We start from the raw sequence: 16,145 nt of genomic DNA, 5'->3' as shown, positions 1-16,145 counted from the left end.
TGTCAGATGTAGAGCTAATGTCTGAAAGCTGAAAAATAGGTCTTATGGGTCGTAATTTTAGAGTAATTAGTCGTTGGGAATTAATATCTCAAATTTGCTCTAGTTGTAGATTTAAAAGTGGAAAATCAGATGTATTAATTCCCTCGCGCGCAGATGCTTTTATCTTAACTGTGGTACTAAACATGACCGTGATAAAAGTGCAGTAATAAATATATTACAGTTATTTGCATTGTTATAAAGTAGAGCTACGCGAGTAAGATACCAGGAATACATGATTTTTACTATTTACTCCATACATCATTTTTCCAAAATATGCTGTATTATATATTACTTATGTATTAGTCGCGAGGCGGATAGCCCCAGACAAAAAACAAACGCACCGAGTAAGGGCAAAACTAAAGTCAAGTTTCGCGCTGGCGACAAAACATTGCACTAGACTGCGAAACCTCAATCAATTGAAGAACTTCTATTAGGTAGAACTAACCCTGCATCTAGCCTAACAGTCGGGGAATATACCAATATTATAATAAATCAAAATTTTTACCCTCTACAATAATAACTCTTTAGTTTGCTATAAACCATTACGATTGAAATTCTAAGACTCAAAAATTACTACAAGATTTTTTGTTAAAATAATTGGGTGAAACAACCAGACCTTTTAAAGGAAATGTTTTTGTAGGGTTACTCTCCCATCCCTTTGAAAACAAAAGCTTCTGGCTCTTGAGTACTGTTAAATTTTGATTTAGTGTAGGAAGCATCACTATTGCTATATTGTTGATGCACCTTTCTATAGTTTGACTGAAACAATATGGCTTCTATAGCTCGCAAAAATTTATTAGAAGATATTCCTCGGTTTATAGTAGCCCAAGCAGGAATATTATTTGCAGTTAGCTTAGTAACAATCCAAACAGGTATATTAAATGGTTTTGCTCGTTCCACAACCTTATTAATAGATCAATCCAATGCAGATATTTGGATCACTTCTGATGAAATGGTCAATTTTGAGCTGACAGACCCCCTACTTTATGGCCAATCAAACCAGGCAAAAACTATAGATGGTGTCCAGCAAGTAGAAGCTTTAATTTTAGGCTCTGTTAGATGGCGACCTCAAAATGGAGACATGAGTCCATTAATGGTAATTGGATTTAACCCAGATGGACAACTCTTTAATCCAGGAAATGTTGTTGAAGGTAATCTCAGGGACTTAAAACAACCTTTTGCAGTGATGGCCGACCAGAGCAGATTATCTAGTATGCTCTCAAAAGGAATAGGAACAACAGCGATCGCTGGTTCTTTACCAGCAAAATTAGTTGCAGTAACAAAAGGTACTCAATCAATTGTATCAAGTACCTTATTATTTACATCTCTGGAAAATGCAAATACCTACATTAGTGCCGGTATTAATGCTGAAGTTAACTGCAAAATGGTAGGAGCAGGAAATTTTCAATGTACAAGGGTAATGGAGAAAAAAGACCCCACTCAAAAGTTAAAAGAAATACCAGCACCCAAAACATTAGAAATAGCAGATCCAATCGCTTATATATTAGTTAAAGCTAAACCAGGAGAAGATCTACAAGTTTTAAAACAAAAAATAGAAGAGGTAATGACGGGTACTGCTGCTTACACTAGAAAGGAATTATCTGAAAAAACTAGATTTTTTTGGTTGGCACGAACAAATATTGGTTTAGTGTTGGGAATGGGGGCAGTAGTAGGTGTAATTGTAGGGATAGTTGTGGTGGCTCAGATTTTATATTCTTCTGTATCTGACCATATTAAGGAGTTTGGCACTCTCAAGGCAATGGGTGCATCTGATCAAGAGTTATACACAATAATTGTGGAACAGGCAATCTGGATGGCAGTTTTGGGTTATATTCCTGGGATATTGGTTTGTTTAGGATTGAGTAGTTGGGTGGCAAGTAAAGGAATTATTATTTTAATTACACCTTTGTCTGCACTAGGGGTATTAGGTGTAACTGTTGTAATGTGTGTAGGATCAGCTTTCTTTGCAATTCAAAAAGTAACTCGCATCGATCCGGCGATCGTATTTAAAGCTTAAGAATATTTTACTTGTCCTCAAATAATATTTTTTTGGTCACTTCAAAGATAGAAGTCCTAGTAAAGATTTATACTTTTACTTACAGCAGTTTTCCTATAGGGTAGACCAAAGTGCAGAACATAAGGCTACATTGATACTCCATAATACTATTTCTCAAACACTTTTCTATCTTTTCCAATAGTAGGGGACAGATATTGCCCGCTTCCCACCGAAGGGATGGGGGTGACTAAGGGAGTAGGAGTAGAGATGTTGCATGAATGTCCTTACGAAATCAGACAAATTAATATCAATTTCATAAACTTAGACTACATTACTTAATATTAATAAGATTATATGATTTCATTCTTGAGTATGATGTGTAGCCATGCTTAAGAAAATTGGTATCACATGATTCACAAAATTCGCGACATTAAATTACTCAAAGAAGTTATTTACTTATATATATTAATAACTTAAATTTCTGAAATGTTACCTAAGTATAGCATTAATCTATGGAAATTGCTATTAGTTACCATAATAATTACTTTTGTCAACAGTATTTTCATCTATTTTTCAGCCTACTTTTGTAAAATTACTAGCCGGTAGCTCCAACTTTTTAAGACACTAATTTTTGTGTTTATAGCAATAAATACAAAAACTTAGGACGCTCTCTCTATTCCGGATTTGCTCATATAACCGAATATTGATGTCTTAACCTATGCTTCGACTGCTATATCTTAACTTTTTGAGTGCGATGCCATCCGGCATTATCTTCTACTAACAAAATGATTTTTCCCTCCGTTACTCCTACCATAGTGATCAAAATAGAGGTATTTATAGAAATTATCAGTTAAAATAAAAAGCATAATTTAGGAGATCAATACTATGTCTGACCTTGACCGTGGCATAATGAAATTTAAGGGAGCAGATACTCCCAGGGCGATCGCTATTTCTGCGATTCTTATCTTAGGTAGTATAGTCTTTCTCCTTTTCTGGGGACTTAATACTGCTTACACAGTTGGTTAGTTAATACTAATCCAAACTTTTTAGAGGCGTTCCTGTGGAACGTCTCTAACTATTATCATGGTATAATAGTTTTCAATTTCTTAGAAAATTTAAAATTAAAATCCAACTATTATACATCATTGTTAATCTTCCACTTCCTCAGCTAGAAAACTAAATTTATATACTAAAAAAAAGCAGAAGCAGCAAAAAAAAGGTACCTTTTTCCCTGTGCAAGATTATAATCAGTAATTTTTTGCATCATATAGCTTATAGCCAGATTTTGCTTGGTAATTTTCTAGCGGGGAGAGAGTAATTAAACCTAAATTTTACAGAAAAAAATGCTTCAAAGTAAGCGACCATATTTAAAACTTAGGAATATTTGACTTGTTCTCAAAGAATATTTCTTTGGTCAGTTAAAGATAGAAGTCCAAGTAAAGATTTATACCTTTACTGATACCTGTGTTCATTTCGGTAGACTAAAGTGCAGAGTATAATGCCATTTTGCTCTCCCATAGTACAAATTCTCAAAACAATTTGCTATAGTTGAATTTTATATTTATCAATACTATGTATTGACATAGTTCTTTTTTTTAATAACCTCTGTGATTTTTCTAGTCATTTTTACCACTTCCCAAACATAGCATTACTTTTAATAAAGGGTATGATGCCATTCTTGAAAAACTTTTCCACATTTTCCAATAGCAGGGGACCTATCTTGCTCCCCTCCTACCAAGGAGATGGAGTTGGGCAGAGGAGTCGTGGTAGAAACGTTGCGTGGAATGTCTGTATAAAATAATAAGAATTAACATAGTTTGAAGTTATTTACTTAGTATGTTAATGACTTAAAATTTTGAAGTATTACTTAAGTATAGCATTAATCCATGGCAATTGGTAGAAGTTACAATAATGATTACTTTTGCTAACAGTATCTTCATCTATTTTTCAGCCTACTTTTGTAAAATTAATAGCTCGTAGTTGTAAATTTTTAAGATACTAATTTTTGTATTTAAAACTTCTTCCCAGATATTTATAGTAGAATAGCTTTTGATTTGTTTGTAATACAAGTCATCATTTTCGACTCTGAGAACCACAGCAAAAATAACACCCGGCTTGAGAATCTGAATTAGTTCTTCAAAGCTTTCTAAAGGAACTTGATTACGAGTAAAAACACCAGTTGATACTAAAACATCAAACTGATTATCTGCAAAAGGAAGAGTTTCACCTAATTTTTCTAGATGCAAAGCTTTATATATATCTTGGTCTTTTAATATCTCCAAATATTTTTGGCTAATGTCTAGACTTTGGAGGTTTTTGAAGTCATAAGAATTGAGTTTTCGACCTAATTCCCTTCCCACACCCAATATTTAAAATCAAAGCATTTTTCTTTAAATATGATATTAAGGTATAAGCAAAATGGTTGAGTAAAACTGTCCAGCCATTATCGTAATGTTCTTGGTCATAAAATGATACCTAGTTGTCGTATTTGCTTTTGACTTCTTCTATATTTTCAAAGTATTGTGTTAAACCATTGAGATAATCTTGAAGATCATCTTCTCTCAATATTTTATAAAGAGTATCTTTGATAATGTGGCCTATTAAATTAAGGTCATCTACATTAAAAGATGATGGTAATCTCAGATCACAAGCAGAAAAAATAATTGATTCAGTTTTTTTAAACTAGGTGTTTCTGTAAATGAATATTGCCAGTTTTTGTAATAACGATAATTATCACCTTTGCCAAATATTTAGATAGTTACACCCCTCTGTCTAGTTTGTTGTACGAATATTACCTAATTGTTGTGAAGTTAATCCCAAAAGATTAAATGATAAACTGTCAGGGGCTGTTTCTACTGTTTCCAGAGGAGAGGGAATATAAATATTCTTAACAGAGCTAATAATTTTGACTAATTTGTCGTACCTTTGCCTGCCTGTTTAGGATATCTTGTTTTCTAAAAATTCTATCTGAGGTCTTAAAACAGCAGCCGTTAAATTACTTATTCTCAAACTAAAATTAGGAATATGATGCTTTAAATTTTTCAAATAAATTATCATTATCAAGACAACAAAATGTTTCTTGTAAAGCCTCTCGTAATAACTAGCTGCTAGAATATAATAGACAGCAAATTGTACATTATTGGTGTCAATTAACCCCCCTTCACCAGAGTTGAGTGCCTTATAACTTTGGGTACTAAAGCAAGCAATTTCTCCATGATGTCCAACTAAGTTTCCGTTCCATTTTGCTCCTAGACTATGAGCGCAATCTTCTATAAAATAAATTCTAGCTTGAGTGCAAATATTCTTAATAGCATCTAAATTAGATATATGTTCTCTCATCTGGGACAAAACAAAAAACTTAGCATCTTGATGAACTTCTATTTTGTGTTTTAAATCTCCAAGCTAAATAATATATTTCTAGTTACACTCCACATAGATAGGGATACCACCAGCATGAATAATACTACTAGGAACTGCTGTGAAGGTAAAAGCATTAGTTAATATTTTGTTGCGAAAATTGACTCCACTTGCTTTTAGTACTAAGAAGATAGCACTTCCATATAAGTTAACAGTAATAACATACTGATGTTTAGTCTTTACACTAAACTCATATTCTAGCTTGGCTACCTCAGTCGCCAATTCTTCATCTTCATTATTTAGATCATAAGAATCACTACAATTGCTAAAATTATTGGAGAAATTGTAACGATAAAGTCTTCCTTTTTGAATTAATTTTATGACTTGCTTAATACCTGCTTCAGGAATTGGATGGGGAGGAATAAAATTTAATAAAAATTTTATTACTGACTTTTGTTTTTGTTGTAGTACTCTTTTTAAGATTTCATTGACTAGTAGTATTTAGTGGAGTCTAATTATATCACAATAATGGTTATAAGTAATTAAGTAAAATTAGTTGTATATTTCTGGGATTGTTAAGAGACTCTATATAAAATGATTTTCAGTTAATAGTTAGATGATTACCATGGAAGTACAATCACGCGCCAAAATCACCAATTTCAATCCTAATATTAAGGTAAAACAATCCAAAGAAACAACCAACTAAAGTATTAATAATTGATAGGTAAGCTATATTATTCATTTTTATCTGGGGCGATTTCTTATTTGATATTTCGACCTAATTCTTGTGAATTTAAAGACTAATATTTTAAATGATGGTTTATTGTATCATGGCTAATATTTTCGATCTGGGGAGTGCTAAGGAGCGTGATTGTATAATTTGTGTGAAGTTTAAGTAAATATTGACGAGTTAGAACATAATTAAAATCCATATTTTTACAAGTAATACTATTTTTCAAAATTTTTGCCCTACTTGTAATTAGGGAAAACTGTAAATCGTTATAATATTAGCCACCAAGTATTAAGCATTTTATCGGACTAATAATATTTTTAAATACAAATTTAGATATAGCAGAGTTTATGGTAATTTGTATAATATAATCCTGTCATTATTGTCTAATCATTAAATATTTTTCTCAAATTAATTTAAAAAGTGGTAGTTTATTTTGAGAGATTTTGTGATTTTACTGTTACTAAATAATATATATATGACTTTTCTTCAAAGTCATATATCCAAAAAACAACTAATTAAATTATAGTATTAACAATTTAATAGAACTTTACCCTATATATATATGCTTGCGTAATCCCTGTTATAACTAAAGGGCTTACGGACATGTCTAAGATTATATACTTACTATTTGTAGATATTAAGGCTCTTCCCTTCCCTGCTATAATGTTATGTATGAATTATTTATGTATAAAAAAAAATATAAAATTTTTAATATTTGCTTGATATCAGTAGTGTTAATATCCTCGAAAAATAACGAATAAAATTATTAAACATTTTTGATATCTAGCTAAAAAACAGAATTAACCCTTATTCTGTTCAGTGGAATAGCTAAAGATTGCTAGTTATGGCCTAAAGACCAACTTTCCATAACCCTAGATTTAGTATTTAGCCAATGCCATTAAACTTGACAAAATAAGGAATAAAAAGTATGGAGACAGCTATTGAATCAATTCAGGCTAGAGAAATTCTTGATTCTCGTGGTCGTCCAACCGTGGAAGCAGAAGTCCACCTAGTTAATGGGAGCATGGGATTGGCCCAAGTGCCCAGTGGTGCATCAACAGGTAGCTTTGAAGCTCATGAACTTCGGGATGGAGACAAAGGACGCTATAGTGGCAAAGGGGTACTCACAGCAGTTAAAAACGTAGAAGAACAAATTACTCCCAACCTAGTTAAAATCAATGCTCTCAACCAAAACTTAGTTGATAGCAAAATGATCGAAATAGACGGTTCCCCCAACAAAAGCAATTTAGGAGCTAATGCAATTCTAGCCGTCTCCCTAGCAACAGCCAAAGCAGCAGCTAATTCTGTCGGTATGCCATTATATCGCTATTTAGGTGGACCACAAGCTAGTCTCCTGCCAGTACCTCTAATGAATGTTATTAACGGTGGTGCTCACGCTGCTAATAACGTAGATATTCAAGAATTTATGATTGTACCTGTGGGTGCTACCTCATTTAAAGAGGCATTGCGTTGGGGAGCAGAAGTATTTGCTACCCTCAGTGGAGTTTTAAAAGACAAAGGTTTACTGGGTGGAGTGGGAGACGAAGGTGGTTATGCTCCCAACTTAGGGTCAAACCAAGAAGCATTAGATATATTAATTGCAGCTATAGAAAAAGCTGGTTACAAACCAGGAGAACAGGTTGCCTTAGCATTGGATGTAGCAGCTAGCGAATTTTACAAAGATGGTAACTATATCTATGATGGGGCAACTCATTCTCCTAGTGAATTAATTGATTATTTAGCTAGTTTGGTCGATCAATATCCTATTGTGTCCATAGAAGATGGTTTACATGAAGAAGATTGGGAAAGTTGGGTGCAGTTAACTCAAAAGCTAGGTAGCAAAGTTCAATTAGTAGGAGATGATCTATTTGTTACTAATGGTTCTCGTCTGCAAAAAGGTATTGATATGGCTGCTGGTAACTCAATTTTGATTAAACTCAACCAAATAGGTTCTTTGAGCGAAACTCTAGAAACTATTGACTTGGCTACTCGTAATAGTTATCGCTCAGTTATTAGTCATCGTTCGGGAGAAACAGAAGATACAACTATTGCTGATTTAGCTGTAGGAACTCGCGCAGGTCAGATTAAAACTGGTTCTCTGTGTCGTAGTGAACGAGTGGCTAAATATAACCGACTGTTGAGAATTGAAGATGAATTGGGCGATCGCGCTGTCTATGCAGGTGTAATAGGTTTAGGCCCAAAAAGTAGAAGTTAGCATAAACCTAGTAAGAACTGACGTATAATACCAAAAATTATAGGGAGAAAAACTCAATTGGCGTCATCCTAGAGTTTCTTCCTATTTCTGAGGAATTCAACCAAAAGTTAATTGTTGACTATTATCTTCTTTTCAGGTGCCTTTAAAAAAGCATAACTATTTGTATCCTTATTAAGGAAAGTTATTGATGATATAGTCATTCTGAATAATACTAGGACATTAAGAGGCACAATAATCTCGAATGATATCATCAATGGATTTATCTTTTCTTTCCTACATTCTTTTCTTCTTTAATGTGCCAAAGTCCTGTTCTTAATAATTTAAATCTGGAGAGTATTTAGGGAGAAATATAACCTCATGTCCTTGCTCATTGACTAATTCTTTAATCAGGGTTTTTCTATGAATTGGTGCATTGTCCATTATTAGGACTAATTTTCCCTCAACTGATGGTAATAAATATTATTCTAGCCATCCCTCAAATCCAACAGCCTTTAAGCTTCTTTCAAAAATCATTGGGGTAATTTAATCTTTCTTTCTTTTTCTTCTTCCTACTACCAAGTTTTCTCTTTTTTTCCTTTTGCCTTGTTTCTACCCTCTGACTTTTTTCCCTCTCTTTGACCAGGCATATAGACATTCTTGGAATGACTCAAATCCTCTCTCATCAATATATACAAGGCTTTATATCCCATATTTTTTGCTCAATTCTCTGAGTAATTTATAGTATTTTATTCTTTCGCTGCCTATTTCTTTCTCGATTCCTTAATTCTTTTTTTTTGTGTAATTCTCATTTGATGCAGCCCATAACCAATTGAACTAATATTAACTCCAAACTTAACAGCTTGAGGGGACAATCTTAAATCTGGATTTTCTTTCACATCTTGTTCTAATGCCTGCCCATCTAGTTTTCGCTGGCGTCTTGTGACTTTTGTCAGTTTTAATTATACTCTTGCTAGCTACCGATATATTGTAGAACGTCCCACTTTATAGATTCTGGCGGCGGATAAAATACTTCCTCCATTTTCAATATAATCAATGACTCTTGTTTGTAAATCTAGACTGTAAGATATTCTTTAAATAGTTTATTCTAGTTGATTTTACCCCCTATATTGTACTATTCTTATTCATAATAACTATAGATAAAATTCAATTTTCATTTATTAGAAGAAATACAATAAGTTGCTCAGTGATATCCAAGCTACTTATGTGCTAAGGGTAGCAAATATTTGAATATTTAACCAAGCCTGAATTATGCTATTAGTTCTTTTCAAAAACACAGGCTAGCAGAAAGTTATGGCAACAAAAAATACAAAAACAGTAGTTGAGAAAAAAAGATGATAAATCAAGTAGTATAGTTCTTTTAAATAAGAATGAGATACTATTGGGCACAATAATTACGAATAATTTCATTTTGGGCTACTGATTAGCCATATATTCCCTTGAAGACCCTAATCTGTCATTAATCTTTTGGGCGTTGGTGAATTAAGGTATGATTTGAGTTCATAGCGATCGCGATCTTAGGCAGAAAAATTATAGAATGTCCAGAATTTCAATCAACTCACATCAATAAAAATGGCCAAAAGAAAGAAAAGCAAAACTACATCTGTGTAGAATCTGGTCGTCAATTTATTGATTGCTATAAAACTTATACAGGTTATAGTGATTAACTCACAGATCAATGCTTAAAAGTGTATGTTAATGGTATGGGCTTAAGAGGAATATCAAGAGTTAAAAAAGTCACCATACTACAATTATCAACTCAATTAAACAAGTAGGAAAACTATTACCACCTTCTTACTCTCCTCAAGAAATTCTTCAAGTAGGAGAGCTAGAAAAATTACAGACATAATTAGGCTCAAAAAAAAACCAAAACCGCTTGAGCATTAAACGAATCATTGAAATATGAATGAAGGCTTCGCTATTTCATTGAGCAATTTATCGTCAACACAAAAAGGAAAACTAGCTGTAAAAAATGGCTAACTGATCATTGGGGAGGGTATGAACGAGTCTTCCTCTGTAATAGAACACATTATTAGTAAAAACCATTGCCCTGCAATTGGAATGCACAAATGGAATTATCAGACAGCAGATCGGTCGATGGCATCGCCGACAGAATAAATTTGGCAAGCTCTGGCCACAAACTGAGGTAAAAGTAAAGTAAGCGATCGCTTACTTTAATTGGATTTGGGTTCATAGTCACAAAGAAAATACTGCTGCGCAAAGAGCTGAGGAACGCGATCGCCCCTTGGAGTTGGAACGACTTAATTACTTATCCCACACTTTACTGACGCACTACCGGATGTTCTTCATAATCTTTAGAAAGTCTACAATAACCTCCTAAGCAAGCAAAAGTTCTTTCCACTACCCAACGTCTGGGTAAAACTTTAAACCCTTTTTCAGTTCTATTAACAATATCTAATTTATACCCACAAACCATTGTCACAGATTTCTCCAGTTTTCCTCAATAGCCTTGTTCTGCCCAAACAATTTTGAGATTTGGAGCATCATGTTTAGCTTGAAGAAATACAGACTTAGCTACATCCCGATCCTGTATCTGGGCTGAGTGTACTACTACAGTTAACAATAACCCTTGAGTCTCCACTCTTCTGTGTCGTTTCCTGCCTTTGATATTTTTGCCGGCTTCTTTTCCACGCACCCCCCTTTTTCAATCGTTTTTACTGACTGTAAATCAATGATAGCCGCCGATGCTTCTTCAGTTATACCCTGTTTAATTCTCACTGTTTTTCGTAATGTGTCATTGATTTGTTTCCATACTCCATTACGTTGCCAACGATCAAAATAAGTAGCCACCGTTTGCCAAAGTGTTAAATCATGAGGAAGTGCCCGCGACGTATCGGTTTGATATATCGGATGATTGATATCGCCTTACCCGGTCACCCCTATATTAAGTCAGCTCTGGATATGGCTTGTTGGGATATCCTGGGCAAAGCAACGAAACTGCCCCTTTGTGAAGTTTGAGGGTCGTATCTACCAAGCTATAACTATCCAAAATTCTGTTCCCACAGGTACTCCAGAAGAAATGATTGAATCAATTAAACGGGGTCAAGCCAAAGGGGAAGCGGTTCATACCTGTAAAATTGGTGCAGATGTGGCGTTAGATATTGAGAGGATTAAAGGCTATCGGTACATATTTGCCCCCGAATGAAACGGCAACCTTTGATGTTGCGCTTGGCTAGTGGATGAAGCAATACGGGTGATCAACTCCGTCAAAGAGCCGATTTTATTTTATATTTTGAACAGCCTTGTGAAACTTATGAAGAATGTTTGCAAGTCCGTAAACTTACGAATCATCATAAGCTGTTTGAAATAGCTCAAGAAATTAGTGGAAAACTGACAGTAGTAATTGATCCATATGATTTAGTAAAAAAACTAAAGCAACTGTAAAAACTTATTGTAATATTATAGGTATACCATTTATTGAAAAAGCTTTAGAATGGAAAGCTGAATCTCAACCTGACATTAATCAATGGGAAGGGGGATGGCATAATTGTGTATTATCTAGTCAAGGATTTAAAGAAAGAGAAAAAAAGATTATATTAGAATTGAAGATAATGAACATCTAAAGAAAGCTTATTAATTTTTTTTTGCCTTACTATGAAACACTTTATGAAGATCGACTAATAATTTAATAACTTTTAATAACTATTGTTCGTTTTACATTCTAATTATTTAATTTCCACTGTGTATAATAACAGTATTTTTATAGTCTTGGAAGTACAATTTTTTAGAAGTTTAAGGAATAGCTAATACAAGATTAGGGCGTTCCTGAATATAATATATTTTCAGGATCTATAAAAGAGCTTTTTTATCTCTTTAAGGCGTAGAAAAAGCTTCGATTTATAATTGAGTAATATAAGAATTTTATACCTAAAACATGACAATCAATAAAATATGATATTTTGTTTTCAGGTATTTACTAATAGTTATGTACTACCAACCGCAATGTCCGAACTAATCTCCATAGTTAACTTAATTTATTAATATAGATTTGATTTGGATAGATAGGATATTTATAGTTATATTTCATAATTAATTTGATTAAACTATCATTTCTTTTTGCAGAGCATAAATTAATTGATTAAAATTAATCCCACACTAAAATATTTTGAAGTGTGGGTATTCTTTTAATACTATAGATAAATATTTTAGGACCTAGAGCAAAAGTACAAATAAATACTATATTATAACTAATTATCTAAACATAATATCATATCTTTTTTGAAAGTGCTAATTAAGGTTAGTAGGTGGCATAATACCACCAAAAAACTAACCAATTGCTAGACAGATATTAGGGAAGATATAGAAAGAAAACAAAAACACTCACCTATTAGGGATAAAAACTTAATTGAGGCAAACCCAAAGTCTCTTCCCAACCCATCATCAAATTCATACACTGAATACTCTGGCCAGCTTGACCTTTGATTAGATTATCAATGGCTGACATAATAATCACTCTATCAGTACGATGATCCACCTCAATACCAAGATAACAAAGATTAGTACCACTTGCCCACTTAGTTTGAGGATAAGTACCACTGGGCAATACCTTTACCCAAGGACAATTACGATAAAAAGCATTGTAAATAGTCAATAAGTCTTCTCGCACCAATCCAGGGTCTCGGAGAGTACCATATACTGTAGCTAATATCCCCCGTACCATTGGCATTAGATGAGGAGTGAATTGCACTTTCACATCATAACCTGCCAGGTTACTACAAATTTGTTCAATTTCTGGAGTATGTCGATGACTAGCTACTCCGTAAGGACCAACAGAGTTATCTGCTTCAGCCAGTAACATATTAATATTTGCTTTTCGGCCACCTCCCGATGTACCTGATTTAGCATCAATAATTGCAGTTTCTGGTACTATCAAACCCTGTTTAAACAGTGGCGAAAGCGCTAAAAGACTAGCAGTAACATAACAACCAGGACAACCAATAAGTTGAGCATTGGCTATACGATCGCGATACAATTCTGGTAAACCATAAACCGCAGTAGCTGCTATTTTTTGATCTGTACGTTCTCCGCCATACCAAGATTGATAGGTTTCAAGATTACTAAACCGATAGTCAGCTGAGAGGTCTAATACTTTACATCCTTTTTCTAATAGGTTGGGTGCCATCTTCCAAGCTAGACCATTAGGTAGGGAGAGGAAAACTATCTGAGATTTATTGGCAATTTTGTCCAACTCTATTGATTCTATTTTTAAGTCTACAGAATGCTCTAAGTGAGGGTAGATTGAAGAAAAAGGTTTTCCTGCACTGCTATCCCCTCCCAAATAAACAACTTCTACTTTGGGATGATTCTGAAGCAGCTTCACAAGTTGCACCCCGCCATAGCCGGAAGCACCTACAATTCCTATTGGCACAGGTGCTGATTTTTTCATAACATTAACTCCTAGCAGCAAAAAAAATTAACTTTTGCTGCATTTTAGTACCAAATTTTAATTTTGGTGGTAGTTATACCAATTTCCTTAAGTATGGCTACACATTATACTCAAGAATAAAATCATATAATCTTATTAATCTTAAGTAATGTAGCCTAAGTTTATGAAATTGGTATTAGTATCATGTTTTATAATTTTTGTCTTGTTAAGGAGTAAAAAGTGGTTTGTCAAAAGAACTTTATCAAATCACATTTATTTTACAATGTTAAAGATAAATTTGGTTTATTTTACACAATTTATTTTCAAATCCCAAAATAATCTCCTCAGTACAAAAGCTACAGTTATCCACTGGACTTAGTTGGTAAACTTCTAATCTTTGCTGGAGTCTTTTTGAAGTTACTAATTATAATATAATATAGCTTAAATAAAACCAAAACTATTATGATCTTAAACCAAAATTATGAGTTTTTAAGATTACAGAACTGCAAAAAAAATCTTAACTGAACCGTATTGGATTATTAGGGTAGTTTCCCTAATTATTGGTAAAAAAAGTCGATTGCCTGGAAGAAAAAGCCTTTCATACAAATATGCTCGCTTTGGAGTGTAATAATAACGTTTTAGTTAAGTTAACCCCTTCTTTATATGAAACCTGCTTAATTCAGTCTAAAAAAAATATTTTATCTTGAGCCTAACCTGCAAATATTCCTAAGTTCTCTTTCCTCCTAACTTCTTAGTTCTCAGTACTGACTCCTAATTAACTATCTAAGTTACACCAATGCTACCGAATTTATATTATTCCCCCAAAAGGTCAGAGCGATCTTTAACTGTAATTGTGTTGGGATCAAACTCTGTTCTACTTCGCGATCGCTAACTATCCATTCAAAAAGCTTTAGTCTTGTTCGAGCTTTTTCATTTTTACCTGTAATTATCAACCCTCTCACATCATATTTTTAGCAGTTTTAAAAGCCTTTAAGTAAATAAATAATCAACTACAACTAGGAGGTTTAATGTACTGCACCCCATTCATTATCAATAAGGGTTTTCTTTAATTGAAGTGTTATTCAATCCTACCACACAAATCCTTTGCTATATATCTCTTTCAACTAGCTTTTCACCCCGTAAAATTTTTTGGTTACCTACTTACTCACCTAAGCAAAACTTAATTGACATTCTCTGGAAATTAATTAAATATGAATGGATTGAATTTGATACCTATGAGAATTGGCAAAGTTTACTTAGGAAAGTAAATTAAATAAGGCCGGAAATTTGTGGTTTTTCCTTGGGAAACCTTTTGAATATAATTAATTTTTTCCGGCTTTATTTTCTTTTCATTACTTAATTATCTCAAATCCTAAACTCGTCAAACTTTGTACTTCATTAACTCCAAAACTGGTGTATACTTAATATTTTTTCAATTATTAATCCTAGCTATTATTGCTAGATATAAAAATCAATACCTAAGCAATCCAATTACTCTTTTTTCCCTAAATCAGATTTAACTTCATTGCTAGTGAAATCACGCAACATTTTTTTTATTTCCATGTTATGTAACTCTTCTTGACCAATCATTGTACGAGCATATTCTTCTAGATATATACTTGCATTTTCTACAGTTTCTAAGAATTTTTTATACAGTTCTAAAGCTTTAGCTTCATGGTTCAGACTTTCCTTTAAAAGATCTGCTACTGAATGTTTATTTGTTTCTTCAATCGAAGCCACTTTTAATGTCGGATGACCTTCTAAACCTGTTAATATTTCTCCTGCTTGTTGAGCATGAAGTAAAGATTCATTAGCTTGAGCTTGAAAAAATTGTACAATTGGTATGCGATTAGGTCCTGTCACCATTAAGGAATAATGAGTATAGCGTACTACGCCTGCGAGTTCAAATTCCATAATAGAGTTTAATAACTCTACAGATTTTGTATTGTCAAGTTCTCTCATTTTAGGCATTTTAAGTTTAGATGTCTCTCAATTAATAGTAACTACTTATTTAGAGACCAATATTTATTCAAGATTAATTTAAGCTTTTCTGGATTTAACTTTTATTTAAGGATATTAAATATTAACTATTTATATAGATAATTCAACTTTAAGAAAAAGGGAAATCAAATCACCTCAATCTTGGGTTAAAAGTAGGTTAATATCTGACTCTATTCCCAAACAAATCCCAGATTCGCTTTATATTTAGCAAAAACGTCTTGATATTCTTGCAGTCAACAAAAAAAAGATTTAAGAAATTCCTATAAAAAATGCTTAACTATGTTTCAGCAAAATTTGTCAAAGATTTATTAGCATAGGGTTTTCTTGTTCCATCTCATTAATTGTTGATAATTTATACAGTTTATTCCTAATAAACTGTGATATGTTTATTTTCCTAAATATGATCAACAAGAATAACAAC

12 protein-coding genes and 3 pseudogenes are annotated in these 16,145 nt (G+C 33.1%); 7 read left to right on the top strand and 8 right to left on the bottom strand.

Features of this window, described 5'->3' with window-relative positions; genetic code table 11:
* Nucleotides 1-808: 808 nt before the first annotated feature.
* Entirely contained in the window at nucleotides 809-2,056 is a 1,248-nt protein-coding gene (locus tag TERY_RS13420; protein ID WP_011612334.1) for an FtsX-like permease family protein, read from the top strand.
* Nucleotides 2,057-2,920: 864 nt separating this feature from the next.
* Nucleotides 2,921-3,061: a hypothetical protein gene (locus tag TERY_RS35110; RefSeq protein WP_011612333.1), complete on the top strand. Its 141-nt coding sequence runs from the start codon at nucleotides 2,921-2,923 to the stop codon at nucleotides 3,059-3,061.
* A 926-nt stretch (nucleotides 3,062-3,987) separates the two neighbouring features.
* Here TERY_RS35110 and TERY_RS25360 read toward each other — a convergent pair.
* Both TERY_RS25360 and TERY_RS36950 read right to left on the bottom strand, forming a co-directional pair.
* The gene (locus TERY_RS25360) at nucleotides 3,988-4,395 is read right to left on the bottom strand and encodes a methyltransferase domain-containing protein (RefSeq protein WP_011612332.1); all 408 of its coding nucleotides are present in this window, start codon (nucleotides 4,393-4,395) and stop codon (nucleotides 3,988-3,990) included.
* Between the two features lie 577 nt (nucleotides 4,396-4,972).
* A pseudogene (locus TERY_RS36950) lies at nucleotides 4,973-5,674 on the bottom strand (DegT/DnrJ/EryC1/StrS family aminotransferase).
* A gap of 1,379 nt (nucleotides 5,675-7,053) precedes the next feature.
* Between TERY_RS36950 and eno the strand changes: the two are divergent.
* The gene (gene eno / locus TERY_RS13395) at nucleotides 7,054-8,340 is read left to right on the top strand and encodes a phosphopyruvate hydratase (protein ID WP_011612331.1); all 1,287 of its coding nucleotides are present in this window, start codon (nucleotides 7,054-7,056) and stop codon (nucleotides 8,338-8,340) included.
* Between the two features lie 273 nt (nucleotides 8,341-8,613).
* On the opposite strand, the pseudogene TERY_RS30695 reads toward eno, so the two are convergent.
* Nucleotides 8,614-9,407, bottom strand: a pseudogene (locus TERY_RS30695) (IS630 family transposase).
* Nucleotides 9,408-9,869: 462 nt separating this feature from the next.
* Here TERY_RS30695 and TERY_RS36945 point away from each other — a divergent pair.
* Nucleotides 9,870-10,183: pseudogene (locus tag TERY_RS36945) on the top strand (IS1 family transposase); the annotation flags it as partial.
* A 435-nt stretch (nucleotides 10,184-10,618) separates the two neighbouring features.
* On the opposite strand, the gene TERY_RS33110 reads toward TERY_RS36945, so the two are convergent.
* Nucleotides 10,619-10,780: a hypothetical protein gene (locus tag TERY_RS33110; RefSeq protein ID WP_196797034.1), complete on the bottom strand. Its 162-nt coding sequence runs from the start codon at nucleotides 10,778-10,780 to the stop codon at nucleotides 10,619-10,621.
* Nucleotides 10,781-10,798: 18 nt separating this feature from the next.
* Nucleotides 10,799-10,993 carry a transposase gene (locus TERY_RS33105; RefSeq protein WP_155994426.1) on the bottom strand — a complete coding sequence of 65 codons (195 nt, stop codon included), beginning with the start codon at nucleotides 10,991-10,993 and terminating at the stop codon, nucleotides 10,799-10,801.
* A gap of 176 nt (nucleotides 10,994-11,169) precedes the next feature.
* Here TERY_RS33105 and TERY_RS33100 point away from each other — a divergent pair, with 176 nt between their 5' ends.
* Entirely contained in the window at nucleotides 11,170-11,316 is a 147-nt protein-coding gene (locus TERY_RS33100; RefSeq protein WP_155994425.1) for a hypothetical protein, read from the top strand.
* Nucleotides 11,306-11,503 carry a hypothetical protein gene (locus TERY_RS25355; protein ID WP_052845790.1) on the top strand — a complete coding sequence of 66 codons (198 nt, stop codon included), beginning with the start codon at nucleotides 11,306-11,308 and terminating at the stop codon, nucleotides 11,501-11,503. The genes TERY_RS33100 and TERY_RS25355 overlap by 11 nt, the downstream gene beginning before the upstream one ends.
* A gap of 1,182 nt (nucleotides 11,504-12,685) precedes the next feature.
* Here TERY_RS25355 and argC read toward each other — a convergent pair.
* The gene (gene argC, locus TERY_RS13375) at nucleotides 12,686-13,744 is read right to left on the bottom strand and encodes an N-acetyl-gamma-glutamyl-phosphate reductase (RefSeq protein WP_011612330.1); all 1,059 of its coding nucleotides are present in this window, start codon (nucleotides 13,742-13,744) and stop codon (nucleotides 12,686-12,688) included.
* Between the two features lie 767 nt (nucleotides 13,745-14,511).
* Nucleotides 14,512-14,685 carry a hypothetical protein gene (locus TERY_RS33095; protein WP_155994424.1) on the bottom strand — a complete coding sequence of 58 codons (174 nt, stop codon included), beginning with the start codon at nucleotides 14,683-14,685 and terminating at the stop codon, nucleotides 14,512-14,514.
* Nucleotides 14,686-14,798: 113 nt separating this feature from the next.
* Here TERY_RS33095 and TERY_RS33090 point away from each other — a divergent pair, with 113 nt between their 5' ends.
* On the top strand, nucleotides 14,799-14,996 hold the full coding sequence (locus TERY_RS33090; protein ID WP_071820687.1) for a transposase: 198 nt from the start codon (nucleotides 14,799-14,801) through the stop codon (nucleotides 14,994-14,996).
* Nucleotides 14,997-15,214: 218 nt separating this feature from the next.
* Here TERY_RS33090 and TERY_RS13370 read toward each other — a convergent pair whose 3' ends face one another.
* Nucleotides 15,215-15,685, bottom strand: a complete 471-nt coding sequence (locus TERY_RS13370) for a ferritin-like domain-containing protein (RefSeq protein ID WP_044137539.1) — start codon at nucleotides 15,683-15,685, stop codon at nucleotides 15,215-15,217.
* Nucleotides 15,686-16,145 lie beyond the last annotated feature (460 nt).

Origin of the sequence: Trichodesmium erythraeum IMS101 (genome assembly GCF_000014265.1) — a bacterium.
GTDB lineage: Bacteria > Cyanobacteriota > Cyanobacteriia > Cyanobacteriales > Microcoleaceae > Trichodesmium > Trichodesmium erythraeum.
Note: the sequence above shows the minus strand (reverse complement) of the source record. Positions and strands in the feature narration are given on the sequence as shown.